Source organism: Myxococcales bacterium (genome assembly GCA_016706225.1).
In the GTDB taxonomy this organism is placed as follows: domain Bacteria; phylum Myxococcota_A; class Polyangia; order Polyangiales; family Polyangiaceae; genus JADJKB01.
In genome coordinates this window covers 220,469-246,349 of record JADJKB010000003.1, presented here as the reverse complement: position 1 = coordinate 246,349, position 25,881 = coordinate 220,469, and the positions used below count along the sequence as shown (strand labels likewise).

Below are 25,881 nucleotides of genomic sequence, written 5' to 3'. Positions count from 1 at the left end.
ACGCGATGCACGGCGCGGCCGACGCTGGTCGGGTATCATCCCCGCTCCATGAGCCCGTCGGCACCCGCTCACCTGCTCCACTTCCGGGTCTCTCATTACAACGAGAAGGTGCGCTGGGCCCTCGATCTGAAAGGCGTCGCCCACACGCGCGAGGCGCTGGTGCCGGGGCTGCACATCCCGCGTGTGCGCTTTCTGACCGGCCAGAGCAAGGTGCCGGTGCTGGTGCTCGACGGCGAGGCGCTCCCGGGTTCAGCCGCCATCATCGATGAGCTCGAGCGGCGTTACCCGGAGCCTCCGCTCTATCCCGCAGATCCCGCCGAGCGCGAGCGGGCGCTGGCGCTCCAGGCTCACTTCGACGACGAGGTGGCGCCGGACCTGCGCAAGCTCTTCTGGTCCTGTTACTTCGACCACCCGGCGGACTGTGCGCGCCTCGCGACGGACGGTTTCAGTGCGTCGATGCGCTGGTTCTGGCGCGGCATCTTTCCCGTCATTCGCCCGCTGTTCGTCAAGAACATGGGCGGCGATCCCGATGGCGTGGAGAGAGCGCGCGGGCGCCTGAGCTCGCACTTCGACCGGCTCGAGAGCGAGATCGGCAAGAGCGGCTACCTGGTGGGCGACTCGTTCAGTGTCGCGGATCTGACCGCCGCTGCCGTGATGACCGCCATCATTCGGCCCAAGCAGTTCTCGTATCCGTTGCCCGAGCCCTGGCCGAAGGAGCTGGTGGCCATGAAACAGAGCCTCTCCGACCGGTCCGGTTTCGACTGGGTCGAGGACATCTACGCAAGACACCGCGGAGCCTCCGCGGAGCTCGTGTGAGGAGCGGGAACAGCCGGAGAGTCGTGTTTCGCTCTTTCGGACGAACCCGAATCAGAGCCCCTTGTCGGCGATCCACTTGTTGCTGAAGTCGGCGCCTTTTTTGTAGCTTTCTTCCATGTCACCGATGATGCGCTTCTCGAGCATCCCGCCGACTCCGAAGATCTTCGCGATGACCGTGCAGTCGAACACCCGGACGCACTTGTCGCCCTGCGGCTTGGTGTAGAGCGAGCCCTTGATGGTCACCTTGTCCGCGAGTTTGTTGGGCGTGATGACGATCGAATAACGACGGGACTTCTTGTCGAACGTGCCGTCCTCTCGATAACCCAGTCCCTCGCCCACGACGGCCTTCAGCGGTCCGGGCATGGGGGCGAGCTTCGGAACGACGTTGAGACTGCGTCGGATCTCCTTGTCGTCGTCTTCTTGCTTGAGCTTCTCGTAGACGGGGAACTCCAACGCTTTCTTGAACAGATCGTCGTTGTAGGCGTCGTCGAAGAACAGCTTGTCCCAGAAGGTGTCTTCGCTGCAGTTGTAAACGTGCTCGATACGAACGTCGGCCATGCGCGCATCCTAGACTCGACTCGTGCGCTTTCGCGCAGCGAAAAAACCGATGCGAGAGGGTTTCTTCGAGGTCACCCGGTGACGCGCGACCGCCAGAAATTTCGCGTCTCGTTCCCGCGCCAGGCGGCATCCGCTGGCCTCGCCGGTGGTTCAGGTCGGTTTTCGCCGCTCGTGACGAGCTCGAGCTTTCGCGTCACGAGACCGCCCAGGACCCGGCGAGATCGCTATGTCTCGGACATTACTGCGAGTTTTCTGCCGGTCGGGTCACGACGACCCACGGCTGGCCAGCCCGCCCTGCGGAGGGTTATACGATGCCCGAACATGTCGGTAGCCGCCGCCTCGTCCACGCGATCCCAGGCGCCACCGCGGCCTCCGGGTTTTTTCTCGCAGGCATTCTTGATCCTGAAGAAGGACTTGCTGATCGAGCTTCAGAGCGGCGAGGTCGTGACCACGAGCGCGTTCTTCGCCTTGCTCGTCGTGATCATCGCGTCGTTTTCGTTCTACGGCGGACCCGCTTCCAAGCGCCTCGTCGCCGCGGGCACCATGTGGCTGTCGATCGCGTTTGCCGCCGTGCTGGCGTTGGGGCGGGCCTGGCAACGCGAACGGGAGGAGGGTGCGCTGGCGGGGCTGCTGGTGGCGCCGCTGTCGCGGGCCGCGCTCTTCCTCGGCAAGGCCATGGGGCTCGTCGCTTTCTTGGGTGTGGTCGAGCTGGTCGTGCTGCCGCTGAGCGCGCTGCTCTTCTCCATCGATCTGACGGTCGTCGGTCCGGGGCTCTTGCTCATCTGCTTGCTCTCGACCCCGGGCCTCGCGGCCACGGGGACCCTGTTCGGCTCGATGACGGTGCGGACTCGCGCCCGGGACCTGCTGCTCGCCATCGTGCTCTTGCCGCTGCTCGCCCCGACCCTGCTCGCGTCGGTGGCCGCCACGCGAGAGCTGCTCGGCGGCGCGCCGATTTCGGAGCTCGGAGACTATTTCAAACTGATGGGTGTGTTCGACGTCGTGTTCGTGAGCGGTGGGCTCGCGCTGTTCGGGACGCTGATCGAAGGCTGACCCTCAGCCGGCTCCGAGCAGCTGTTTTGCTCGGGAAGCAGCGCGGGCGCCGGCAACGGCCGCATCGTCGTCTCCGACCAAGCTGCCCGCTGCGAGCACCCCAGGCGCGACCAGTCCGTCGGCGTCGACGCGCAGCCGATATGCTTCGAGGGCGTCGAATTCGGCCGAGGCGCCTGCCTGGATCGCCAGCTCCAGGGCCGGTGAGCCACGGCCCCCGAGCACGATGGCCTCGACCCGCTCGTTCCGTTCGCTCTTCTCCCCGGTGAGCACGAGCCCAGACACCTTCGAGCGTCCTCGCGCGCGAACCACCTCGGTTTCTTCGAAGCGCACGATCGCAGTCTGCTCCGCAACCAACTCGGCGTAGCGGTCTGCGGCCGCGCCGCCGCCGACGACGGCGACGCGTTTGCCGAGCGTGACGCCTGCCCGCCACAGCGCGAGCGCCGCGTGCGCAGAGTATACGCCGGGGAGCTCGTTCTCACCGAACGCCGGCACCGGCTCGTGGCGGCCAGTCGCCAGGATGACGACCCGCGGCACGAACAGCGTGGCCCCTTCGGGGCCCAACGCGATGACGTGCATCCGCCCGTCCGGGCGCTCCGGCTCGCGGTAGAGTGCGATGGCCGTGGTACGCGCTGCCAGCGTTCCGCCATTGGCCGTGGCTCGGGCCGAAAGCTCGCCCAGGCGCTCGGGTGAGAGCGCGCGGGCAGCTCCGCCGATGCTGGGTCCGTCGTCGACGAGCCAGGCCCGGGCATCGAGCGCCGCGAGCGCCGACAGTCCCGCGAGGCCTCCGCCGATGACCAAGACTTCGAGCTCGCGTCGTGTCGCCGGTCGGCTGGGTTCGACGTTGGCGGGAAGAGTGCCGAGCCCCGCGACCCGGCGCGCGAAGCTCTGCACGACCGCGGATACGCCGCGGATGCCGGCGAACAAGCGGTGGTGGTCGATTCCCTTCGGGAACAGGAAGTCTGCGGCCCGCAGCGCATCGAGCTCCCGTGTGCCGAGTACGTTCTGGGTCTCGATCACCTCGCCGCCGCGAGTGGCACGCAGACACGTCATCACGTTCGGCACTCCGTCGACACGCGCCAGGCAACCGTCACAGCCGCCTCGGAGACAGTACGGCCCACGGGGTCGGTGAAGTTTGGGACTGCGGGCCAGCGGCAGGCGATCGGCCGCGATCAACGCGACGGCCAGCGGCTCACCGCGCTCGGCCGGAACCACGGCGCCGTCGTGGCTAATTTCCACCGGGTTTTCGAGGGATTTCAGCCGCGATGGCATCGACCAGAGAGCCTAGCCGAGATGCTGCGAGCGAGGAATGTCCGTCTCACTCGACGCGTCTTGAACTACCGTGTTCGAAGATCATGCGCCTTGGCCTGATTGGCCCTGCCGACGAACAGGACGACCTCCTCGAGCGAGCGGTTCGCTTCTTGTCCAAGGAGCGCGCGGTGCACCGGGCGGTGTACCTCGGCTTCGACTCGGCGCTCGAACGTGTCGTTGGTGAGCTGGCGTCGAAGGCGGTGGGGGACGACCCGGGTGTCGGCGCACTCTGGCAGCGGGCTGCGGCCCGCTGCGAGGCGGCTAGCCCCCCCGAGATTGACGCCTTTCTCGAGGCCGAGCGCGAGCGGCTCGCGCTGATGGTGTTTGGTGCATTGCCCGGCGCTGACACGCGCCTCGTCGAGCTCCTGAACGGCAAGGTCGCGGTGATGATCCACGACAAGGCGTTGCTCGACGAGGACGACATTGCCTCGGCGACGTACCTGATCTTCGGCAAGAGCCCCGAGCCGATGATCAAGTCGATCGGCAGCCGCTGGTTTCTCTCGCCGGGTCCGCTCGGAGATTTCGGGGTCATGCTGCTCGAAGACGGACCGAACGGAGTGGAGCTCTCGCTTTATGACGGAGAGTGCCGTGAGGTCCGCAGCGAGCGCCTGGTCGCGAGTGTGTCCGGCAAGCTCAAGGTCCAGCCATGACGGCGCGCACGCCGGTCGCGATCTTCGGCGGCAGCTTCAATCCCCCGCACGTCGCGCACGTGCTCGCCGTCACCTACACGCTGGCGTTCGGGGGCATTCAGGAGCTGCTCGTGGTGCCGGTGTTCGAGCACGCATTCAGCAAGGATCTCGCGCCTTTCGTCGAACGCGTGGAGCTCTGCCGCCTGGCCTTCGGCTGGTTGCCCCGCGTGCGGGTCTCTGCGGTCGAAGCGGAGCTTCCGACGCCCAGCTTCACGCTCCAGACGCTCGAGCGACTGGCCGAGGAGCACCCCGAGTGGGCGCTCAGACTGGTGATTGGATCGGACGTGCTCCACGAACGCGACAAGTGGCGTGCGTTCGAGCGTATCGAGCGCCTCGCGCCACCGTTGGTGCTCGGGCGCGCGGGGTTTCCCCACCCGTCCGCGCCACTGGCGTTGTTGCCCGAGGTCTCTTCCACCGAAGTGCGCGGACTGCTCGGAGCTACCGCGAACGCCGCTCGAGACATCCGCCTGCGCGCGCTGGTGCCGCGCGACGTGCTCGCGTACATCGACGAGCGTGGGCTGTATCGATGAACGTCGTCATCATTGGACGCGGCAAGGTCGGTCGCGCGCTGTTTGCCAAGCTGAAACACAGGCAGCACACCGTACGACTGCACGCTGCCCGGGGTAAGTGGCCGCGCGTCGCCAGTGACGTCGAGCTGATCGTGCTGGCGGTGCGCGACGACGCCTTGCCAAACGTCGCGCGGCGCCTGGCTCGGCACGCGAAGCCAGCGCTGGCTGCTGCCGTGGTCCACGTCGCGGGAGCACTCGGTCCCGACGTGCTCGCGCCGCTTCGCGGTCGTTCGGCGGGTGTGGGATCCGCTCATCCGCTGGTGAGTTTTGCGTCGACGAAGCGCTTCCCCGACTTCGACGGCGCGCTGCTGCTGGTCGCCGGCGACCGCGTGGCGGTCAGCCGCGCGCGGCGCCTCGGGCGGGCGCTGGGCTGTGTGCCCAGGAGCTGGCCAAGCGTTTCGGCGGAGCGTTATCATGCCCTCGCGGCGCTGGTCTCCAACGGCGCGGTCGCCCTCGCTGCCACCGCTGCGCACGAGCTGGTCGCCGCGGGCGCTCCCGCGGGCGAGGTGACCCCGGCACTTGGGGTGTTGCTGCGGACGGTGGCGGAGAATCTGCTCAAACTCGGGCTTCCGACCGCGCTCACCGGGCCCATCCGCCGCGGCGACGCCGCTACGGTGGCCAAACACCTGCGCCAGCTTGAGCGCCAAGGTAGCGAAATAACTGGATTATACCGAGCCCTTGGCTTGGCTCAGCTGCCTCTGGCCGCGGCCATCGGCGAGGCCACCCCCGCGGCGCAACGTGCCATCCGCCAGGCCCTCTCTCCGCCCGCTCCGGGCCGCCGCCGCGTATGACCCGAGCGGATTCCTCTGTTGCCTGAAAATCCCTGAAAATTACCGAAATAATCGGCTGTCTTCGCGTTGCCGACCGGCCGGTTCGCGGGTAGGTTTGGGTGGTCTTGGCACTTCTTGCGGAACGACTGGACGGGGGCCTGTCGGCGCAGCCGAATGCGGCCTGCTCCGGCTTCATGCTGCTCGACGAGCGTGTGCAAACCCGGGACGCCCACGGCGTGCTGCGAGTCACGAGCGCCGAGGCCGGCTTCGAGGCGATTTCGGCTCACGTCGAGCGCCGCGCCGAGGCAATCGGCCGGCGCGTGGTGCGTGCCGACCTGCACGCGGAGAGTCCGTGGCGCGATGCAGCGCTGCGGCTGGGTCTCGCGAACTTGCCACACGACGTCGATGCCGCGGCTGATCTCTTGGTCAGCGCCGCGAGCGGCGTGAGCGCCGTCTTGCTCGTCGCGCTCGGCAGCGAGAGTGCATGGGACGACGCAATCGCGAGTGCCGTAGCCGATCGACGCGGGGGTGCGCTGTTCATCATCCTGATGCCGCGCGCTCTCCCGGGTTCGACACTCGACGTGCTCGACATCCCCGCGGAGCTCGACGGCGCAGCCCTCGCTCGTTGGTGGGAAGCAGTGGCGGCCGCGCGCAGTCGGGCCGCGCACTCGAAACTCTCCGACCTCAACGCTTGGATGGACGGCGCAGAGCGAGGTGAAGGCCGCCAGCCCGAAGAGTTGCTCGCGGAGCTCCCGGCTTCCGCGCGGGAGTTGTTTGCGTGCCTCTCGCTCGCGCATCGGGCCTGGCCCGTGTCGGGAGTTGCCGAGCTCGGAGCAGCAGCAGATCTCGAGCTCCTCATACGACGCGGACTCGTCTCGGTGCGGGACGAATTGATCTCCGTCGCTCGCATCCCGAACCCGTCCGCCGCCCCGCGCGAGCTCGCTGAGCGGGTCGCCGCGGCGATGGCGCGCCTGCTTCCCCGCGACGCGCTGGGATTCGCCAGGAGCGCCGAGCTCTGGGCGGGATTGGGTCAACTCGGCCCTGCCGAGAGCGCCATGCATTCGGCGCTCAACTCGGTTGACGATGGCGCGTTCCGCGCCAGCCTCTGGGCCAGGTTTGGCGCGCTCCTGGACACAGCGCCGGAAACGGCTGCGAGCGACGCGCGCCTGCGCGGCGCCGAGTTGGCGCTGGAGCTCGGGGATGCCGACGTCGGGCTGGCGTGGGCTCAACGGATTGGATGCGCGGAGCAGCCGGCCCGCGCGGCATTCGTGCTCGGCCGCGCCGCCCTGGCGCGGGGTGATCTGGTCTCGGCCTTCGCCGCCCTCGAGCGGGCTCGCGACCTGTCCGACGATGACGAGGCCAAGTGGGCCGCGAGTGTCCAGATCGGCGAGGTACGCTACGCCGCCGGTGAGCTGACGGAGGCTGCGGAGATCGCCCAGTGTGTCCAGAGCTCGGCGCAGACCGCGTCGGTGCGCCTGGCCGCGCGGAACTTGCTCGGCAAGCTGCTCCTCGCCCGCGGCGAATGGGCGACGGCGGACGCGCATTTTGCTGCCGACGAGTGTGAAGCGATCGGGAACGGCGACTCCACCGCCGAGCTGCGGGCGCGGGTGAATCGCGCGATTGCGCTGCTGTCACGCGGAGCATCCGAGCCCGCTCGCGCCATGCTCGCGCAGGTGCTCAGCGATGCCCAGGCCCGTGGTGAGCGGCGCGCGGTCGGCTTCGCGCTCAGCAACCTCGCGGTGCTCGCCATCGAGCGTCACGACTACGGACACGCACTCGAGCTCCTCGAACGTACGATTGCCGCGCACCGTCGGGTCGGTGACCGTCTGAACTTCGCCCGAGACATCTCCAACATCGTCGAGCTGCGCCTACGCCTGGGCTTGCTGGAGCAGGCGGAGCAGGCGCTGCGCTTCGGTCGGCACGCCCTCGGGCCGGGCGCGCCCGGCTCCCGCGCCGCTGAAATTGCCCTGGCTTCGGCGCAGGTTCACCTGGCGCTCCGGCGGACGCCGGAAGCCGAACGCGACGTGCGCAGTGCGCTCCGCTCGGCGGCGATGTCCAGCGACGGTGACAAGTTGGGTGAGTGCCACCGTGTTGCAGCCCGAGTCGCTCTGGACGACGGGGCGGTCGGGCGAGCCGAGGTCGAGATCGGACGTGCGCGGGCCCTGGCCGCCACACCCTACGATCACGCGGAGGTTGCTCTGCTCGAGGCCCTGTCACTCCGGGCCCAGGGTCGACCGGCCCGAGCCGCCGCGGAGCACGCGGTTGCCGCGACCCACGAGGCCGGCGACGAGGAGCTGGCCCGGCAGGCCCACGTGCTCAGCGCCGAAATCGCTCTCTCCGAGGCGGACGACCTGGCGGCGCAGACCCACCTCGCGGCGGCGCGAGCGCTCGTCGACGACGTGCTGCGATCGCTCTCGGGTCACGTACGCGAGGCGTATCTCGCCCGTCCGGCGCTGATGCATCTCGCGCGGCTGGAACGGGCCGTGGTCGATGCGCCGGAGTCGGAGAGCGAGCCGGTGTCCCTGCGGTTGCCGAGTCAGGCGCCCCGCCAGGCAGCGGGCGAAATAGTCTACGTCGGCAAACACCCCAGCGTGCGCGCGTTGCTCGACTCTCTTGGAAGGGTCGGACCGAGTGATGCGACTGTCTTGATCCACGGTGAGAGCGGGACCGGCAAAGAGCTGATCTCCGAGCTCATTCATGGCCACAGCCAGCGTGCTCGGGGGCCCCTCGTGCGCGTGAACTGTGCGGCCCTCGTCGAGTCCTTGCTGCTCAGCGAACTGTTCGGGCACGAGAAGGGAGCCTTCACCGGGGCAAGCTCCAGGCGCCGCGGCCGTTTCGAGCGGGCCAACGGTGGAACGCTGTTCCTCGACGAGATCGGGGACATTTCGCCGCGCACCCAGGTCGCGCTCCTGCGTGTCTTGGAGGAGCGTCGCATCGAGCGAGTGGGCGGGAGCGCCCCGATCGCCGTGGACGTCAGGATCGTCTGCGCGACCCATCGTGATCTTCGGACCCTGGTGGAGCGTGGCCAGTTCCGGGAGGATCTCTACTACCGTCTGAGCGGAATCAATCTCGAAGTGCCGTCGCTGCGCGAGCGGCTCTCGGACCTTCCACTCTTGTGCGACGCGATTCTCGAGCGCATCGCGCGGGAGCGCGGCGAGGCCGCGAAGAGCCTGACGCGAGAGGCCATCGAGCTCTTGGGGCGCCACCGTTGGCCCGGCAACGTGCGGGAGCTCGAGAACGCGCTGCGCGCCGTGTCGGTGCTTTCCGAGCGTGAAGTGCTCGATGTTCAGGACTTCGTCGAGCACGTCGAAGCCCTGCGGAAACTGGCGCTCGAGCCGCAGTCGGTTCGCCGCGACTCGACCGCTCTGAGGGCCGCTGCGCCCGGCGGCTCATCCAGCAGCGCCGGAGTGCCGGTGACCGAGGTCGCTTATCGAGAGATCCGGCAAGGCTCGACGAGCCTGTCCGACTTGAAACGCAACATCGAGCGCGAGTGCATCGAACGCGCGCTGGAAGACGCGGGTGGGAACATCACACGGGCGGCGACGCTTCTGGGAATGAAGCGTCCGCGGCTCAGCCAGCTAGTCAAACAGTATGGCTTCCTGGTCAACGGGACGGAGGATCCGTCATGAAACAGCTAGTGGGTTTCTGTTTGGTGGGCCTGGCCTTGGGCCTTGGGGGATGCGCAGTGAGCGCGGACGATCCGTCGTCGGAGGGCGCCGGCGAGGTGGCCTCCGAGCTCGGAAGCGAAGACCCGAGCCCGGAGCCTGGAGTGGGCGAGCTCGGCAATCCTCGGGGCCTCATCGTGTCCGGATCGGACGACCCGAGCGGGCCAACCCCATACCCTTGGAATACCGACGACGACCCGAGCGGAGGGCCGACGCCATATCCCTGGGGTGATGACCCGGACCAAGAGGACAACGCCCAGCCGGGCGGCGGAACCCAGCCCAGCGGTGGAACCCAGCCGCACGGGCAGACGGGCGCTGCGCAGAAGAGCTCGTCCTAGCGGCGTCGGTCGTGCTTCAAGCCCAGCGCACGACCGAGCGGCAATCGGGGTCGCCTCGAGACACACAGCGGGTGAGCTCCACGCTGACGTCACGACAGCCCATCGCGGCGTAGATGTGCAGTTTCGAGAGGTGGTTCATCCTGCAAATCATCGGATGGTGACCGAGCCACTCCGTGATGACGCCCTCGTGCGACGTGGACGACAGCTCGATGACCTGCACCCTGCCGGTGTCGTAGCTCAGCCCCCACAGGGAGTTGATCACCTTCGGGTAGCGGCGGGGTGAAACTAGCAATGAGAACACGGCCCGCTGCAGGCCCTTCATCATGCGCGAAATGGTGGCCCTGGCCGCTTGCCGAGCGAAGTCGTCCAGCTCTTCGTCGGAGAGTCCTGCACACGCGGTATCCAGCAGCGCGTGCACCAGCTCGATGGGGTACCAGACCGATGGCAGCACCCCCAACCCCGGGCGTCTCGGATCGACTTCGCTTTGCAGCCGCTCCGGCAGGGCGTCGAAGGCCGCCCGCAACGCCTCCGTGCCGGAGTGCTCGGCGTACCAGACGAGAAACTCGCGGAACGCGTTGCCTTTGATCCGCCCGGCAGCCATGCGATCGACAAGATAGCGGCATAACAGGGCTCGAGCACGCGAATTGGGCCCGACAGCGCGGCGAGCCTCGGGGCGCAGACCGGCCGTTTGCGCAGAGTTCGGTGTACGCTCGAGTCGAAGTGGATCTTCGCACGCGCACCTCTCTGTTCTGCGGCGCGTTGGCGCTGGCGATCGCCGTGTCGATCCTGCTGCGCGGCAGGCGGGGCAGGGCTCACCTGTTCTTTGCGGCGTTCGCCGCCGATATCGGCCTCTGGTACATCGCGCAGTGGCTTTACCACTTCGTTCACTCCGAGGTGTGGGTGCGTTTCACCGCCATCTTGGCCGTGCTCCTGCCGCAGTTCGCCGTTCACTTGTTCGAGGTGCTGGTTCCTCGGCGCGACCGCCGTTCGACTCTGGTTCGGGTAGCCGGCGTGCTGATGGTCCCGATGATGGTGCTCGTCCTGTCACCGTTGCACAAACACGGCTTGGTGCGCGGCGCGGTGATGCTCTACGTCTTCGGGCTGATCGCCGCCGGACTCTGGTCGCTGGCGCTGCGGGGTGAACGCAGCCGTTCGCGCGCCACTCAGCAGCGTGTGAGATTTCTGGTGGTCGTCGGGGCGCTCGCCGCAGCCTTTACCCTGGCGGACTTTCTCTGGTTCATCGGGGCGCCTTTGCCGCCAGTGGGTGCGGTCCTCAGCATCGTCTTCTTGTTCATTCTGGCGGAATCGATGATCCGCGAGCGCCTCGTCGATCTCTACGACATCCTCGGGCGCTTGGTGGTGTCGACGGCGCTGGCCTTCACGCTGGCCGGGATCTTCTACGTGTTCGTGGTTTTGGTGGGCGGTTTCTCCACCATGTATTTGAACGCGATCCTCGCGGCCATCGTGATCCTGGTGCTGTTCGATCCGTTGCGCGACAAGGTCGAGCATTACATCCACTTCGCCTTCTTCCGCGAGCGTGTCGACCTGGACCGAGCGCTGCTGAAGGCACGGCAGAAACTGGCGCACGTGCTCGAAGGTCGCGAGATGATGCAGGTGGTCCTCTCGGCGCTGGAGGCCTCGCGACGGGTCACCGCCGCCGCACTCTACCTCCGAGATCCCACGGGTCCCGACTTCGAGCTGGGGCAGGCCTTCGGCCCACTTCCGCCCCCGCGTATCGATTCCGCGACCGCCCGCCCGCTGCTCGACCGACTGGCGGCGGCGCCGTCGGTCCCGCTCGAGCTCTTGCGCCACGACGTGGTCGAACGGCGCCGCGGCGACCGCACGCCCGCGCTCGAGGCGGACGAGCGTCTGCTGGCCACTGCGGAGGTGCTTGGACCCTACAAGGACGGGGTTTGTCTGGCCGTGCGGGGCGAGGGTCAGGCGATCGTGGCCATCATGCTGATCGCCGATGATCGAGTCTCCGACGCGTTCAGCAGCGAGGACGTCGCCCTGCTGGAGACTCTGTGTGTGCAGATGGCCGTCGTGATCGAGAACTCGCAACAATATCGGCGTATGCAGGAGCGTGATCGCCTGGCAGCACTCGGACAGATGGCGGCCGGCTTGGCGCACGAAGTAAAGAACCCGCTGGGCGCGATCAAAGGTGCCGCCCAGCTGCTCAACGAGCCCGAAGGTGGTGGTGATGCGGATCCCAATGCGCGTGAGTTCCTGGGTATCATCTTGGAGGAGGTCGATCGGCTCGACCGGGTGGTGGGGTCGGTGCTCGACTACGCCCGGCCATCCAAGGGCAACCCCGGCGCGGTCGACGTGAACGCGGTCATTCGTCGGACGCTGCAGGTGCTCTCATCCGGGCAGTCCGGGGACGAGGCGGTCTCGACGGAGCTCGCCGCGGAGCTTCCCCTGGTGCGCGCCGACGCCGAGCAACTGAGGCAGGTGCTGATGAACCTGGTTCAGAACGCGCTCTACGCCACGGGGGGCAAGGGCAGCGGGGTTACCGTGTCGACCCGTTTGAGGCCCGCGGGTCGGGCGAAGACCGAGTCCGTCGAGATCTCCGTGCGAGACCACGGCACCGGGATCTCGCCCCAGGTGCTCAAGAGCCTGTTTGTTCCCTTCTTCACGACCAAGGAAAAGGGAACAGGCCTCGGCCTCGCCATCAGCCAGCGCCTGGTCGAAGAGTGGGGCGGGCGCATCGAGGTGCAGTCCCAGCCTGGGTCGGGCTCGACTTTTTCAGTAGTACTCCCAGCCGGAATTGAGCTCAGCCCCACCCCGCGGCCCTCGGGCGCCGAGGAGCGGCTGCCCAGCGCGGGCCCGGAAGCCGAGCCTGCCTGACCTCGGATGGGGCCCGGCCGTGACCAGCCCCGGCCGGCGCCCAGGCCGCTCCCCCCAAGAAGACCGCAAACCGCTAGGATTCTTAGCGTCTTGCTTGACCCTATCTTCAGCCAGGCCCTATCTTTTTGTGACCGCTACGCTCATCACGGGCGCGACTCCCGTTCGGGTGTCGTGTCCGAGGGCCCCTAACCGTGATGCCCGACAGACTCGCGAATCCCCCCGCCGGTGGCCAAACCCGCCTCGCGCTACGGTTCATTTCTGGCAAGTACCAGGGAGGGGAATATCCGCTCGAAGAGGGCCGTCAGATCGTGATCGGTCGTTCGAGTGATCTCGACATGGTCCTGGTCGAAGAGATGGTCTCGCGCAGGCACGCGCAGATCAACATGAACGGCGGCGTGATCAGCATCGAGGATCTGGGCTCGACGAACGGAACCTTCGTCAACGGTGAAAAGATCCAGCGAGCCACACTGCGTGAAGGGGATCGCGTGCTGGTCGGAACCAGCATTCTGAAGGTCGTGTCCGTCCCGCTCGAGGATGTACGGAGCGAGGGTTCCGGCGCCGCCCGCCGACCCGCTCCCACGATGCAGCAGCGCACCATGGTGGGTGAGGCGCCGCGCATGACCGGCAATATCGAGGAGATCCCGCTGCCCGACCTGTTGCAGCTGTTCGGAACCTCGAAGAAGAACGGTGTGCTCGTCATTCGGACCGAGACGCTCACCGGGCGCATCTTCCTGAGCACGGGACTCGTCTCGCACGCGATGATCGAGGGCATGCCCCAGCTCTCCGCGGCGAAGGCGGCGTATCGCATGCTCGCGTGGCAGAGCGGTGTGTTCGAGCTCGACCCGCCGGCCGCCGAGGAACCCGAGAATCCCTGGAACGTCAGCGTGCAGAGCTTGTTGATGGAGGGCTTCCGGCAGCAAGACGATCTCAATCGTCTGCTCGACGATCTGCCGCCGCTCGAGCACCGGCTCCAGCTGCGTACTCCGCTCGAAGCACCCCTTCACGAGCTCGAGCCCACTCACTTGGACGTCTTGCAGCTGGCTCTGAATTCTTCCTCGATCGCCGCGCTCTTCGACCGTACGTCGGTGACGGATCTCGAGACCGCTGAGGTCCTGAAGTCGCTGATCAAACGCGGCTACCTCGCCGACATCCCGTAGACTTTCGGCGAGGCGAACGCACACGTGCTCCCTTCATCGAGCCCGCGTTCAGCTCGGGTTGTGCGCTGCCGCGGCACACTGACAAAACACGAAGGCCCGACGCATCACGCGCCGGGCCTCGTGGGTGGGCGTCAGTCAACGCCCACCGTGTTCAGGACCAGAGCTCACTCGTAGTCCAGGCCGTACCAGCCGTAGAACGGACCGTACCCGACCATGTTCGCGATCTGCACCGTGGCGTCCAGCGTACCGACCCACTCACGGAACTCGATGATCGCGGCCTCGGACGCGCCGATCTTCTTGACGGGCTCGCCGTTGGCATCGACGACGACGATCGGGGACCCGAAGGAGTCCACGCCCGAGGTCTCGAACGCCTGCATGAGCAGGGCGTTGCCTCGCGCGATCATGCGCGAGCCGATGCCCTTGTCCACGGTCTTGCCGTCGATGGTCTGAGGACCGTACTTCTTGGCAACGTAGGTGTAGCCGCTCTCCGGGTTGGTGAAGCGAATTTGCAAGCTGTCGGCGATCTTGAGCTCGCCGGCCAGGCCGTCCACCCACACGCGCATCTTGTTGGAGAGCTGAAGGTCTCCGTTCAGACGAGCGAAGATGTGGGCGTTCACCAGCGTGCCGAGGGTCTGTTTGTACCCGACGTTCGGGAACAAGAGCTTCGCACCCGCTGGCCGCTTCGGTGAAGCACCGCCGAGGTCGAAGGCTCGAACCTCGGGGTTCGGTAGGCCATTGTTGTCCGGGTCGTCCGTGTCGCTCGCGAGCACGTACGGCGCGATGGTCTCGAAGTCGCCCGACAACATGCCGCCCAGGAGGCGGTCCATCTGATCCGGCATGTCACTCCGGAAGTTGATGTTGACGTTGCGGCCATCGAGGTAGTTCTCGCGGCTGATGGTGGAGAACACCGCGCGACCGTCGGTCAGGGCGCGCGCCGCCTCGGATTTTTCGACCGTGAAGCCGGTGTGGTTCACCCACTCCTGGTAGGCCCAGGAGCCGCCGCCGTTCGACGTGGAGTCGAAGTCCGGATCGATGAAGCGACCGGTGGATGCGTCGACCTCGAACTCTGCCGGGATCGAGCTGTTGCCTTCCGGATCGTACAGCGTCTCGACGCTGTCGACCGGCTTGACTGCCAGCTTGTAGGAGCCGATCTGCGGCTGCAGGAGCGCCAAGGCGATGTTGTCGAACATGTCCTTCTCGGCCACCACGTACGGCCTCCACCAGTCATCCGCGCCGGCGATCGTCGCAAAGGCCGACGAACCGAAGGTCACGAAGCGGGCGTTGTTGTTGGCCATACTCCAGTGGAAAGCGCGCAGACGCTCGTAGAAGTTGCCGATCACGCGCGACGGCAGGGTTCGGTAGTACCAGTCGCGGTTCTGACGACGGAAGTACGAGAACGGATAGCCGTACTTGAACTTCCGGATCGTCTCCTGCACGACCTCGTAGATGTCCGCGCCCGCGTCGCTCGGGTTGGTGTGTGGGTACGAGTTCGAGCCCACACCCCAGCGGTACGGCCAGCGGACGTTGCCGCCTGCGGACTTGGAGTTCGGGTTGACTCGGAACTTGAGCAGCGAGTCCGTCTCCGGCGCCATCCACGACGGATGATCGTTCGGGAGACCATCCTCGAAGTCGGCCCATGCGGCGTAGTCCTTGCGCGGGATCTCGCACACCTTGCCGTGCACGATGCGCCACTGGGCATGGTCACGCTCTTCCTGGGTCGCGTCACGGCAGGAGTTGGGATCGAACACCTTGAAGCGGCGCGCTTGCTCCGTGTAGTGCATTGGCTGGAGCGCCTTGCCGCCCAGGATGCTCGCGGTATCGGGGTTGTCCCAGTTGACGTAGTTCTGCTCGGTCAGCTGGGTCCAGTTACGGAACGAGTAGTCGTCCTGCTCGGCCTGCGGAATCACGTCCGCGTCGAACGTCTGCAGCACGCGGCCGTACAAGAGGCCCATGGTGTGCAGATCGTACTGGCCCAGCCCGACCGTCTCGAAGAAACGCTCGTTCTGGTACTCCATCGTGGAGGTGTGGCCGTAGTACGCGATGCCCGGGCGGGACTCGCCGGCCTGGCCCATCTCGTCGTCCGTCTCGGGATCGAGGTAGCGCGGACCCATGCAGCTGTCGGCGCCCGCGGCCCAGGTGTCACCCGTGCGCGCCTTGCCATTGCAGTTGGCGGTCGCTTTGCCCTCTTGGGTGCGGAGCTGCCAGTACTGCGGGTTGAAGTTCGCCGAGTCGAACGAGGACGCGAACTGGTGGAGCATGCCGAGGGAGTGGCCGACCTCATGGAGCGCGATGCCCTTGAAGGTCTCCTTCCAGAGCTCGTTGTAGATGAGCTCGGCGCGCTTCTTCGAGAGCGTGCCCTCGTCCGCGTTGGCGTACTCCTGGTAGTTCTGCTTGATGAGCTCGTTGTTGTACTTGTTCGCGAAGAACTTGGCGACGCCCTGAACGTCGAGGTTGCCGACATTGCCCGCGAAGATGTCAGGGAAACAGATGCCTCGAGACTGCATCTTCAGGTCGATCATCTGGCGAATGCCGCCCATGCGACCTTCATCCATGCCCCGCAGCGGTGACACGTAGTCCATCACGTCCTTGATGGTCGTGTTGGGTCCCATGCCGGCCGCGTCGACGAGCCAGTTCTGGTCGACCAGCTGCGCTTCGAACTCCGTGCCGCGCACCTTCTGGGCGATGGCTTCGTACTGGAGCGCCGAGGTCGACGCCGGACCGATGCCGGCGACCGTCTTCGGGATCAGGCTCATCATCGTCCCGAGCTTGTCCTTGACGGTCTTCCCGACGAAGTCCTTCGGGGCGATCATCTCGGCCGCGTGTTTGGCGTCGATGGCCTCGAAGCGTTGTTTCAGCTCGTCGGCGCTCAGGGCCTGGGACGGCTGGTAGCCATTCTGAAGCCGGCGCTCGTAGAGCGTGGCCGGCGTGCCGTCCGTGATGTCCTTGAAGCTCAGCTCGCCGTTGGCGACCATGATGATGTCGCGCACCATCGCCGCGGCGTAGGTCGCGGAGCGGCCCATCGTCGTGGCGGCAGCGCCGATGATCATGCCGCTGGTCGGATCCGCGTTCCAGTTGGCGATACCACCCCACGGCGCCCGTGAAGCGTAGGGCCAGTAGTACATGAAGTTGTGCCGAACATCGCCGACGCGGGCGCTGTAACCGACCGGGCCGCAGACCTTGTGGTCGTAGACGCGAACCGGGTTGTGGCACGAGACGAGGACCTTGTCCTCGAGCGGGCGCACCTTGGGGATGCCCCAGCCGCCGAAGCCGACCATGTCGCTGCCGCCTTCGAAGTACTGGCCCCAGCAGCCGCCGCGGTCGCCGGTGCCGGTGCGCCGGCACTCGACCTCGCGCGCCTTGGCCACCGAGAACTCCATCAGCTGGTTCCAGCTGTAGGTGAGGTCTTCCGTTGGACCGCGACCCGTGGCGTTGCCGTTGCCGTCGACCGGATCGGTGAGCTCGGCAGGCGTCTCTTTGTTCATCCAGTACGCCATCGTCTTGATCTTGCGATCGCGGTACGGGACGGTGCACCAGTCCTTGGCGCTGCACTGTGAGCCGGTGCTGCCCTGGTAACCGGTCTTGTCCTGCGAGCACTGGTCGTCAGTGCCGTCGCTGTCGCTGTCGCCACGGTTCTTGTAGCTGCAGGGCACGGTGCACTGGTGGGTCGCCGTCGGTTTGCCCGTCGCCTGATCCGGAACCGGAAGGCACGCACCGCCGCCACAATCGGCGTCGACCTTGCAGCTGTTCCGGAGCTGATGGCTCTGGATCCAGATGTTGTGGATGTGCATGAACCGCTTCATGTGTTCGTCGGTGTACCCGTACTGCGGGTCCCAATCGACGCGCGGGGGCGTCACGATGCCGACAGAGAAGGCGTCGCCCAAGCCGCCGGGGTTACCGACGATGTCCAGGTGCGCCTTGGTGTTCTCGAAGGGCTCGAAATCCCGGGCGCCCGGGACGCTGTCGACCTTCCAGTACGAGCTGCGAACGACCGCTTCCTGCGGGTCGCAGTTGTTCACCGCGGTGCCGGTGTAGAAGCCAATCAGCAAGCAGGCCGGGATCTGCCCCTTCAGGTCGCTGAAGGGCGAGTTCATCTGCTCCGGCTCGACGAAGAACTTGTTGGTGACGTCGAAGTAGCCTTCCTTCGCGTCGAAGTGCGGCGCGTCCGGGTGGGCCTTGTCGTTCACGTAGTAGGCGATCGGGGTGACAATGAGGTCACCGAACAGCTTGCCGCTGAACATGTCGCTCCACATCGGTGAGTCGACCATGTTGGTCGACCAGTCGACGCGGAAGTAGGCGCGCTCGTACCAGGGGCGGTCGCTCGAGTTTTCACCGACCACGTTCAGCTCTTCGCCGGTCTGCGGGTTGTAGTCCCGCTTGATGTCGAAGTGGTTGGAGATGGGGTAGGCCGCGACGAGCGTGCCATTCGGCGTCTTGCCGGTCTTGTCGTCGGCTCCGTCGCTGATGGCGTACGCCTTGCGGGCGAACAGCATGTGCTCCGTGATCTCGAAGCGGATCTTGTCGACGCCGCCCCAGGACCCGATGCCGACCATGCTCTGGGCCTCGGTGCCGTCCACGACGAAGTTTCGCCAGTAGAAATCGGGGTTGTCGTTTGGATCTTTGAGGTCGCCGACGAAGAAAGACTTCGCCAGTGCGTCCGCCTGGACCCGGTTGATGGGCTCGCGCTCTTCAGCGCAACCCACGCTGCCCAACGCCAGCAATGACAGCCCCTGCAGCAGCCGTCGCGTCCACCTATTCATGCCGCTCTCCTTCAAGGTTCCTCGGGAAGTTTTCGGTTCTCTCACCGCTTGAGGGTCCAGTCGCCAGGAAGCGAGAGGGCACTCGAGCAGCCAGAGAACTCCGAGCCTCCGGCACCTAAGCAAGTCCCAAGCCATGTTTTTTCCCGACGAATATCGGGTGTTTAGGCGTGGGGACCGTCTCGGGTCCGAAAGCCGGCGCACCCTAGCCGTAAGTTCCCTAACTGGCAACGGCTTCGGGCGGGGGGCCGGACGGGCCGCGAGCTCGACCGGGGCGCGCTCGTCGAGCTCGCGGCCGGCGCCCGGCGTTAAGTCTTTGAAGTCCGCGCGGTTCGGACCGAGACCGCCCGCGCATGGGCGTGCAGGCCCTCGGCTCGGGCCAGGGCCTCGATGCCCGAGCCAGCCTGGGCGAGCGCCTCTCTAGAGTACTCGATGATCGAGGTCCGGGCGACGAAGTCGTAGATCCCGAGCGGGGAGCCGTAACGAGCGGCGCCTCCGGTCGGCAACACGTGGGACGGCCCGGCGACGTAGTCCCCTGCAGCTTCCGGGGTCATCGCGCCGATGAACAACGCCCCGGCGTGGGTGACCCGGTCGGCCAGCGCTCGTGGCTCCCGCACGTGGAGCGCCACGTGTTCGGCGGCCAGCCGATTGGCGATGTGCGTGAGGGTGTCGAGATCGGGCACGACCAGCGCAACACCTTTCTCGCGGATCGACGCCTCGGCAATGACCCGACGGGGCAGGTCGGCGAGTCGCACGGCGAGTGCTTGCTCGACGGCCGGGACGAGCGCCGCGTGGGTAGTGAGCAGGAGGGGGTAGGCCGCCTCGTCGTGCTCGGCCTGCGACAGGAGATCGGCCGCGACGACGTCCGCATCCGCGCTCTCGTCTGCGAGCACGAGAATTTCGCTGGGGCCCGCGATGCTGTCGATGTCGACTTCGCCGAATACGAGGCGCTTGGCGGCCGCGACGTAGATGTTTCCGGGCCCGACGATCTTGTCCACTCGCGGCAGCGTTTCGGTGCCGTAAGCCAAGGCTGCGATGGCCTGCGCTCCGCCCGCGTCCAGGATGGCGTCGACGCCGGCAAGGTGGCAGGCCGCGCGCACTTCCGGCGCCGCGTCCGGCGTTGCGACGATGATCTGCTCGACGCCGGCGACCTGGGCGATGATCGCGCACATGAGCACGCTCGAGGGATAACGAGCCTTGCCACCGGGGGCGTAGACTCCGACGCGTTTCAGCGGCCTTTCCCGGGTTCCCAGCCGAATTCCGGCCTCTTCGTACTCGAAGCTTCCGCCTCGCGCGGCCTGCCGCTGGTGGAAAACGCGAATCCGCGCTGCGGCCTCGGTGAGTGCGCCGGCGAGCGCCGGCTCGAGGCTCGCGAGGGCGGCGGCGCCGCCGTAGTCGCGGATCAACAGGCTGTCTGGGGATCGCCCTTCGAACTTCTGCACGAAACGACGGACCGCGGAGTCGCCCTCGAGACGCACTGCGGCCAGCACTTCGCGCACACTCGGCTCGACCCGATCGAGGTCGTTTTCGCCTCGCCGCTCCAGCAGAGTCAGCGTCTTCTCGAGCTCGGCGCTCGGATGGCTGACGACTCGAAGTAGGGTCACGTCCAGTGTCCGGCCTTCAACGCCGCCGGGTCGTACTCCCGCAGGCGCGGGCCGAAGGCGTCGCGGAAGGTCTGCTCGTCGTCCGTGTCGACGTCTTCTTCGGCGAAGCCCTCAGCGACCTCCATCCCGACGGCAAGGATGCGAACGAACAGCGCGAAGCTGGTGGCGCAGAGGCGCGGCTTCCAGTTGTCGGTCCCGCTCATCGCAGTGTAGACGGGGCAATCTCCCTCCGGATCAGGGGCGGAGGTGTCGAGGAAGTACGGGTCGCCGAGCAGCGCGCTGTGGCCGACAATCACCCAGCTCGGGCGCCAACCTTGGGGTGACGCCGCCTTGACGGCCTCTCCCTTGTCGTCGAGGCAAAACCCGTGTTGTTCAGCCTCGAGATCAGCCGACGGCAGAAGCCGGACACGCTCCGGCGGAGTGCGCGTCTCGACGTCGAGTGGGTCGGCTTCACTGAGGAAATCCCGATACCTGCGCGGCAGGCGCAGCTTGCTTCGGAGCGCGGTCACCAGCTCGGGTGAAGCCTTTCCGAAGCTGGCTCGCACCCCGCGGCGCTTCATCACATCTTTGAGGGCTGAGATTGCCTCCGCCAGGTCACTATCCACGTTGGCGATCCTCTCACGGGCGGCTTTCCCTGCCTTGAATTGCGACGAAAGTCAAAGGCCCTCCCGCGTAAACCCGACCCCGACTCAGCCCGAGCCGGGTCGCCGCCGGTTCTTGCCGCCCCGATGGGTGTCCGCCAGGGCCAGGTAGTCCATCACCGGGGTCTCCGGCAGAGCGGTGGGTTCGATTTCTCGATCCGCCAGCTGCTCGACCATGGTGGTCAGCTCGTGCAATGTCGGCAGGCGGCCACTCAGGTCCGAGAGGGCCCGCCCCAGGGCCTCCACCGGCGATTTTCTCACGTGGCCGCGGCGGACCAGCTCGAAGTAGCTGCGGGCGAGCGCATCGGCGTCGAAGCGGTGGTGCTGCACCAGCTCCGAGGCCACGCGCAGCACGGCCTCCGCCGACACGTGACCGTCTTCCCTCAGCACGATGGCGGCCTGGAGGTAGTTGTAGAAGGGCACGACCCGCGGTCCGTAATCCCGAAATTGACTGGGCGAGGTCTGCCGGTCGAGGTGGATCAAGATGCGATGGACGGCGGGCGTGGGTTCGATGTTGCGCTGAGCCTCGAGGGCAACCTCGGCTTGGTCCGAATAGACGCGGCCCTTCTCGAGCACACGACGGAGCAGCGTCTCGTCCACCGCTCCCGCGCACACGTCGGCATACAGAGAGTAGACGAAGGCGTCCGCTTCGGCGTCGTCCCCCACCAGCACTTCCGAGAGCTCGGCCGGGCTCGCCCCGCGATGCTGGTCGCGCGCGCGCGCGCTGAGCAGACTGGGGAGTTTGTAGCCGAGCTGATCGCGCATGGCGCGAAAGCGGAGGCGCAGCGCGTTGCTCAGATTTGGCTTGAGCGTCAGCTCGTCGTAACGGACGCGATCGATGGCGAGCTTCTCTTCGAGCCTGCCGCGCATCTGGCGCGGGCTCCCACTCAAGATGTGGACCCAGGCGCCAGAGCGCTTGAGCTCCCGAAGCAGGGTGGCGGCGCCGGGAACGGAGCGTTTGCGGTCCGGGCGCTCGATGGCGGTGCGAACGAGGTCGCGCACCGTGTCGAACTCGGTGCGAAGGTAGGTCTTGTCGAGGTCCCAGCGGGCCACCAGCTGAGGCGGCGTCACTCCCGCTTTCGTGCTGTTCACCACCGAAACCTGTCCCCGACTGCCGATTCGCTCAGTTTGCCCAGGCTTTTCGGGCGTCGCTGAAGCTCGAAACCAAGTCGTACGCGCCGGACTGCCGGGCCGTGTCGATGGCTTGATCGATGTAGTTGACCGCTTCGGCCTCGCGGTGGCGACCGTGAGCGACCTGCGCGAGGCTGCCGAGCACACGTGCGCGATCGGCTCCACTGGGCCCCGCGATGTCGAGGGCCTCCCGCAGAATGCCCTCGGCGTCGGCAAAGTTCCCGGCACGCGTCAACGCCGCGCCCAGCTTGCGCGCGAAGATCAGGACGGCACGCAGGGGATCGTCGAGCTCGCCGCGGGCCACGTCGCGGCGAGCGATCTCGAGGCCTCGCCGCAGCGCTTCGATCTCGGTGTTGAGATCTCCTCGCGCGGTTGCCCGGTCGGCGACCTGTTCGAGCAGGAGCAACGCTTGGAACGAGTCTTGGGCCTCGTAGGCGTGGAGAGCCTGAGCCTCGATGGGTGCTGCGTGCTGCTCACAGACCCGGAGCGCCTTTGCGTGCAGCTCGCGCCGGACTGCTGCCGGGATGCCGGTCAGGACCAGCTCACGCAAGAGGGGGTGTGAAGTGGACCAAACTTCACCCGCGCGCACCGCCATGCCCGCGGTCTGCAGCTCGACCAGAGAGGTCTCGACGGGATGGTTCTTTGGTAAAAGTGCCAAGAGCATGTCGAGCTCGACGCGATCGCCGAGCACGCTGAGGGACTGCAGGGTTCGCCGAGCGGATGGATCCAAGGTATCGACGCGCAGGCCCACGAGATCGCCGAGCCGTCGCGGTGGGTCATTGCCGCCGTCGAGGTGGAAGCGCAACAGCTGCTCCGCGTACATCGGCAGGACCCCGCGCCCGGTCTCGTCCTCCGCTGCGTCGAGCTGTGCCGTCGGCACCATCGACAGCACCTGGGAGAGTGCCTGCGGTGGGAGCCCGGACAGGACACGCGCAGCGTGGCTCGCACCCCACCCGGACTCGAAACCTGGCGCGTGGGTGCACACCATGAGCACGCGGGCTTCGGGCGGTTCCCCCAAAGCATCGGCAAAAGCCGCGCGACTCGGCCCGTCGATGCGGTGCAGCTCGTCGATGGCCAGGATCACCCGCTTCGAGGTGGCGGACGCCGCACCGAGCAACGCCCAGCGCAAGGCTTCGGCGGCAGCGAAACGGCGCTCGGCCGCCGAACGTTTGTCGTCTCGGCGAGTTCGCTCGCCGTCGAAGACGTCCTCGATGCCGCGGCGCGCCTCGGGGCTCGCGTCTTCCGATAGCGCGCGGATGGCTTTTTCATCCAGGCCGGTCAGGCCTTTCAGTGCGTCGCGCAACGATGAATTGGCGGCCTCGCACCAGAACGGGTCCGGGCCGACGAGCACCACGCAATCGCCATCGGCGCGGGCGCGCGCCGCAAACTCTTGAAGCAGTCGTGTTTTTCCGCTGCCGGCTTCGCCCACGATGCGGGCGCCGACGATGCTGTTCACTACCTGGCGGCGGCGGTCTTCGAGCCACGCCAGATCTTCTTCGCGGGCCAGCAGCGGAAGCGGAAAATCTGCGCGGGTCGGGCTGTCCGGGCGGGACTTCAGCGGCAACCGCTCGCCGCACTCGCCGCAGAACTTTGCGGAAGCGACCCGGGAGTTGCAGGCCGGACACTCGACTCCGAGTGCGGTCAGCGTGCCCTCCATGCCAGGCTGCAGCGTTCCCGGTCCGACGGACGCGACAGGAGAGGAAGGCACACCCTCGAACGCTCGGAGCGCCGCCAGGAGTGCGTCCGAGAACTCGATCGCGTCCTGGTAACGCTGGTCGGCCTCCTTGGCCATTGCCTTCGTGACGACGTCGACCAGTACGTCCGGGATGTTCCGCTCCGGCGCTACCTGGCGCGGATCGGGCATCGGGATGGTGAGGTGCATCATCACCACCTGCGTCGGGCTGTCGGCGTCGAACGGCAGGCGGCCCGTCAGCAGTTGGAACAACACGACGCCGAGGCCGTAGAGGTCGCTACGGCCGTCGAGCGCGTCGCCGCGGCCCTGTTCCGGCGCCATGTAGTCTGGTGTTCCGCACACGATGCCGGGGTTGGTGATGCTCCGACCCTGGGCGTCGCCCTTGAGTTTGGCGAGCCCGAAGTCGACGACCTTGACGAAGTCGCCGCCGCGTCGAAGCGGCTCGAGGATGATGTTCTCGGGCTTCAAATCCCGATGCACGATGCCAAGCTCGTGGGCTTCACCGAGTGCCGTGAGGGCCTGCCGCAGCACGTCGACGATGCGGCTGAAGGGCAGGGGTCCCTCTTCCCAGGCGACGGTCGCGAGGTCCTTGCCTCGCAGAAATTCCATGACCAGGTAGGGCTGGCCGTCCTCGGTGCGCCCGAAGTCGAAGACCGAGACCGAGTTCGGGTGGTTCAACTGTGAGGCCGCGCGGGCCTCCGTCATGAACCGGAGCGCCGCGTTCTCGTCCGCCAAGAGGTGCGGGTGAATGACCTTCACCGCAACGGTGCGACCCAGAACGCTCTGCTCGGCCCGATAGACCCGACCCATGCCGCCGACGCTGACCAGATCCAGGATGTGGTAACCGCCGGGCAGGGTCCGGCCGATCATGCGGTCTTCGCTGGACTGACTGACGTTTGCCACCGGGAAGCCGCAGGTCGGACAGTACTGATGAGTGGGCTGGCAGGTCGCACCGCACTGGGGGCATGCCCGAGTCGGTTCCGCCGCTACCATCGACGCACTCCCGTCCTAATTGGTTGAAATGACGACTGACGCCCGGTCGGCGGCGCCAAGTTGTCGACGGCACGGGTGTTGCGGTTCATCCCAAGACCCCCGCACAAGGCCTGGAGTATTGCCCAGGCCGGGCCTGAATAGAAGCCCCGGGCGCGCCTTTCGCGGACGGACCGCCCCGCCCCAGCCGGCTGGCTCCGGCAAAACCCCGAGTTTTTCGGGCAACGGGGGGCTCGCTGCTAGACTCGCCCTCGATGTCCGCACCTCGCGTTCGCCTTGGGGAGCTGCTGGTCGAGGCCCAGATCATCACGCGCGAGCAGCTCGAAGAGACTCTGGCGCTCCAGAAGAAGGATGGCCGTCGCTTCGGCACGCTCTTGGTGGCGAGTGGGCTCGTCACCGAGACGCAGGTCACACAGATCTTGAGCCAGCAGCTCAGTGTGCCCTGGGTGTCGCTGTACCACATCGACTTCTCCAGGCAGCTCTTGAACCTGGTGCCGCGCGAAGTCGCCGAACGGCACTCGCTGGTTCCGATCTTCGTGCGACGCGTGCGCGGCAGCGGCGAGACCCTGTACATCGCGATGGACAATCCGGAGGACGACGCCGCAAAGGAAGAGGTGGCCCGCTACTCTGGTCTGCCCGTTCGAGCCATGATCGCACCGCTCTCGGACATCCGTGGGGCCATTCGTGCGTACTACGGCGGCGACGCGACGGTCGCAGCTGCCGAGCAGCCGGCGACGACTCGCTTCGCGCCGTCGAGCCCTCCCCACGCGGCCGCGGCGAGCGCCGAGCCGCTGGAGTCGCCTGCGACCCCTGCGGCCGGTACTCCGGTTCCGCAGAGTCCCGCGAGTCGCCCACCTGAGCCGCGAGCCTCCGAGCGACCGGCGGCGAGAGCTCCATCGGTGCGCCCCGCTGCCCGCAGAGAACCCGTCGCCAAGGCCGAGAGCTTTCCGCCGGACTCCGGTCCGCAGATCTCCGCTCGCGACATCAGCCTGCCCCCGCCGCGGCAGGGCAAGGGCAAGATGGTGGCGGTCACGCTGCTCGACGGGACCACGATCAACCTGCCCGCGCGGCGCTCTTCGCGTTCACGAGAACCGGCCGCCGCGGACGATCACGGCGATCACCTGACCGCGCGCGATCTGGTGGCGGCGCTGCGCGCGGTTTCACACGGCGCCGACGCCAGCGAAATTCTCGGAGAGCACGTGCAATGGGAGAAGCTCTTCGCGGCCCTGCTCAGCGTGCTGCTCCGCAAACACTTGATCGCCGACTGGGAATTCGTCGAGGAATTCAAGAAGATCTGAGCC

Annotated in this window: 18 protein-coding genes; 10 read left to right on the top strand and 8 right to left on the bottom strand. The window is 66.9% G+C overall.

Annotated features, from left to right (window positions below):
- The first annotated feature begins 48 nt into the window (after window positions 1–48).
- Window positions 49–816 carry a glutathione S-transferase gene (locus tag IPI67_02965; protein MBK7579143.1) on the top strand — a complete coding sequence of 256 codons (768 nt, stop codon included), beginning with the start codon at window positions 49–51 and terminating at the stop codon, window positions 814–816.
- A 51-nt stretch (window positions 817–867) separates the two neighbouring features.
- Here IPI67_02965 and IPI67_02960 read toward each other — a convergent pair whose 3' ends face one another.
- Window positions 868–1,374, bottom strand: coding sequence for a DUF2505 family protein (locus IPI67_02960; protein ID MBK7579142.1), 507 nt, complete (start codon window positions 1,372–1,374; stop codon window positions 868–870).
- Window positions 1,375–1,695: 321 nt separating this feature from the next.
- Between IPI67_02960 and IPI67_02955 the strand changes: the two genes are divergently transcribed.
- Window positions 1,696–2,424 (top strand): heme exporter protein CcmB, encoded by a 729-nt coding sequence (locus IPI67_02955; GenBank protein MBK7579141.1) that lies wholly within the window; start codon window positions 1,696–1,698, stop codon window positions 2,422–2,424.
- 3 nt (window positions 2,425–2,427) lie between these two features.
- Here the strand turns inward: IPI67_02955 and IPI67_02950 are convergent, their stop codons facing one another.
- Window positions 2,428–3,693, bottom strand: a complete 1,266-nt coding sequence (locus IPI67_02950; protein ID MBK7579140.1) for a (2Fe-2S)-binding protein — start codon at window positions 3,691–3,693, stop codon at window positions 2,428–2,430.
- 83 nt (window positions 3,694–3,776) lie between these two features.
- Here IPI67_02950 and IPI67_02945 point away from each other — a divergent pair, with 83 nt between their 5' ends.
- The 5 genes from IPI67_02945 (at window position 3,777) to IPI67_02925 (ending at window position 9,763) form a co-directional block, all read left to right on the top strand.
- The gene (locus IPI67_02945) at window positions 3,777–4,382 is read left to right on the top strand and encodes a hypothetical protein (protein MBK7579139.1); all 606 of its coding nucleotides are present in this window, start codon (window positions 3,777–3,779) and stop codon (window positions 4,380–4,382) included.
- Complete coding sequence (locus tag IPI67_02940; GenBank protein MBK7579138.1) at window positions 4,379–4,951, top strand: nicotinate-nicotinamide nucleotide adenylyltransferase; 573 nt, start codon at window positions 4,379–4,381, stop codon at window positions 4,949–4,951. Before IPI67_02945 ends, IPI67_02940 begins: the two co-directional genes overlap by 4 nt.
- The gene (locus tag IPI67_02935; protein MBK7579137.1) at window positions 4,948–5,781 is read left to right on the top strand and encodes a DUF2520 domain-containing protein; all 834 of its coding nucleotides are present in this window, start codon (window positions 4,948–4,950) and stop codon (window positions 5,779–5,781) included. Before IPI67_02940 ends, IPI67_02935 begins: the two co-directional genes overlap by 4 nt.
- Window positions 5,782–5,885: 104 nt before the next feature.
- The gene (locus IPI67_02930) at window positions 5,886–9,389 is read left to right on the top strand and encodes a sigma-54-dependent Fis family transcriptional regulator (GenBank protein ID MBK7579136.1); all 3,504 of its coding nucleotides are present in this window, start codon (window positions 5,886–5,888) and stop codon (window positions 9,387–9,389) included.
- Complete coding sequence (locus tag IPI67_02925; protein MBK7579135.1) at window positions 9,386–9,763, top strand: hypothetical protein; 378 nt, start codon at window positions 9,386–9,388, stop codon at window positions 9,761–9,763. Before IPI67_02930 ends, IPI67_02925 begins: the two co-directional genes overlap by 4 nt.
- Before the next feature lie 16 nt (window positions 9,764–9,779).
- Here the strand turns inward: IPI67_02925 and IPI67_02920 are convergent, their stop codons facing one another.
- Complete coding sequence (locus tag IPI67_02920; protein ID MBK7579134.1) at window positions 9,780–10,364, bottom strand: hypothetical protein; 585 nt, start codon at window positions 10,362–10,364, stop codon at window positions 9,780–9,782.
- Window positions 10,365–10,465: 101 nt separating this feature from the next.
- Between IPI67_02920 and IPI67_02915 the strand changes: the two genes are divergently transcribed.
- Together IPI67_02915 and IPI67_02910 are read left to right on the top strand one after the other, a co-directional pair.
- Entirely contained in the window at window positions 10,466–12,610 is a 2,145-nt protein-coding gene (locus IPI67_02915) for a two-component system sensor protein (GenBank protein MBK7579133.1), read from the top strand.
- Between the two features lie 194 nt (window positions 12,611–12,804).
- Entirely contained in the window at window positions 12,805–13,767 is a 963-nt protein-coding gene (locus IPI67_02910; protein MBK7579132.1) for a DUF4388 domain-containing protein, read from the top strand.
- Window positions 13,768–13,931: 164 nt separating this feature from the next.
- Here IPI67_02910 and IPI67_02905 read toward each other — a convergent pair whose 3' ends face one another.
- From IPI67_02905 to IPI67_02885, 5 genes are all read right to left on the bottom strand, one after another.
- Window positions 13,932–18,524, bottom strand: coding sequence for a hypothetical protein (locus IPI67_02905; protein MBK7579131.1), 4,593 nt, complete (start codon window positions 18,522–18,524; stop codon window positions 13,932–13,934).
- Window positions 18,525–18,829: 305 nt separating this feature from the next.
- The gene (gene hisD, locus IPI67_02900; protein ID MBK7579130.1) at window positions 18,830–20,125 is read right to left on the bottom strand and encodes a histidinol dehydrogenase; all 1,296 of its coding nucleotides are present in this window, start codon (window positions 20,123–20,125) and stop codon (window positions 18,830–18,832) included.
- Entirely contained in the window at window positions 20,122–20,637 is a 516-nt protein-coding gene (locus IPI67_02895; protein ID MBK7579129.1) for an SMI1/KNR4 family protein, read from the bottom strand. Before IPI67_02895 ends, hisD begins: the two co-directional genes overlap by 4 nt.
- Window positions 20,638–20,814: 177 nt before the next feature.
- Window positions 20,815–21,858 carry a hypothetical protein gene (locus tag IPI67_02890; GenBank protein ID MBK7579128.1) on the bottom strand — a complete coding sequence of 348 codons (1,044 nt, stop codon included), beginning with the start codon at window positions 21,856–21,858 and terminating at the stop codon, window positions 20,815–20,817.
- A gap of 31 nt (window positions 21,859–21,889) precedes the next feature.
- On the bottom strand, window positions 21,890–24,583 hold the full coding sequence (locus tag IPI67_02885) for a protein kinase (protein ID MBK7579127.1): 2,694 nt from the start codon (window positions 24,581–24,583) through the stop codon (window positions 21,890–21,892).
- 251 nt (window positions 24,584–24,834) lie between these two features.
- Between IPI67_02885 and IPI67_02880 the strand changes: the two genes are divergently transcribed.
- Window positions 24,835–25,878: a hypothetical protein gene (locus tag IPI67_02880; GenBank protein ID MBK7579126.1), complete on the top strand. Its 1,044-nt coding sequence runs from the start codon at window positions 24,835–24,837 to the stop codon at window positions 25,876–25,878.
- The last annotated feature ends 3 nt before the right edge of the window (window positions 25,879–25,881 follow it).

What these genes read in the sequence shown, in the direction of transcription:
- IPI67_02965 (MBK7579143.1), top strand. Translation starts at nt 49, where the DNA reads ATGAGCCCGTCGGCACCCGCTCACCTGCTCCACTTCCGGGTCTCTCAT.
- IPI67_02960 (MBK7579142.1), bottom strand. Translation starts at nt 1,374, where the DNA reads ATGGCCGACGTTCGTATCGAGCACGTTTACAACTGCAGCGAAGACACC.
- IPI67_02955 (MBK7579141.1), top strand. Translation starts at nt 1,696, where the DNA reads ATGTCGGTAGCCGCCGCCTCGTCCACGCGATCCCAGGCGCCACCGCGG.
- IPI67_02950 (MBK7579140.1), bottom strand. Translation starts at nt 3,693, where the DNA reads ATGCCATCGCGGCTGAAATCCCTCGAAAACCCGGTGGAAATTAGCCAC.
- IPI67_02945 (MBK7579139.1), top strand. Translation starts at nt 3,777, where the DNA reads ATGCGCCTTGGCCTGATTGGCCCTGCCGACGAACAGGACGACCTCCTC.
- IPI67_02940 (MBK7579138.1), top strand. Translation starts at nt 4,379, where the DNA reads ATGACGGCGCGCACGCCGGTCGCGATCTTCGGCGGCAGCTTCAATCCC.
- IPI67_02935 (MBK7579137.1), top strand. Translation starts at nt 4,948, where the DNA reads ATGAACGTCGTCATCATTGGACGCGGCAAGGTCGGTCGCGCGCTGTTT.
- IPI67_02925 (MBK7579135.1), top strand. Translation starts at nt 9,386, where the DNA reads ATGAAACAGCTAGTGGGTTTCTGTTTGGTGGGCCTGGCCTTGGGCCTT.
- IPI67_02920 (MBK7579134.1), bottom strand. Translation starts at nt 10,364, where the DNA reads ATGGCTGCCGGGCGGATCAAAGGCAACGCGTTCCGCGAGTTTCTCGTC.
- IPI67_02910 (MBK7579132.1), top strand. Translation starts at nt 12,805, where the DNA reads ATGCCCGACAGACTCGCGAATCCCCCCGCCGGTGGCCAAACCCGCCTC.
- IPI67_02905 (MBK7579131.1), bottom strand. Translation starts at nt 18,524, where the DNA reads ATGAATAGGTGGACGCGACGGCTGCTGCAGGGGCTGTCATTGCTGGCG.
- IPI67_02885 (MBK7579127.1), bottom strand. Translation starts at nt 24,583, where the DNA reads ATGGTAGCGGCGGAACCGACTCGGGCATGCCCCCAGTGCGGTGCGACC.
- IPI67_02880 (MBK7579126.1), top strand. Translation starts at nt 24,835, where the DNA reads ATGTCCGCACCTCGCGTTCGCCTTGGGGAGCTGCTGGTCGAGGCCCAG.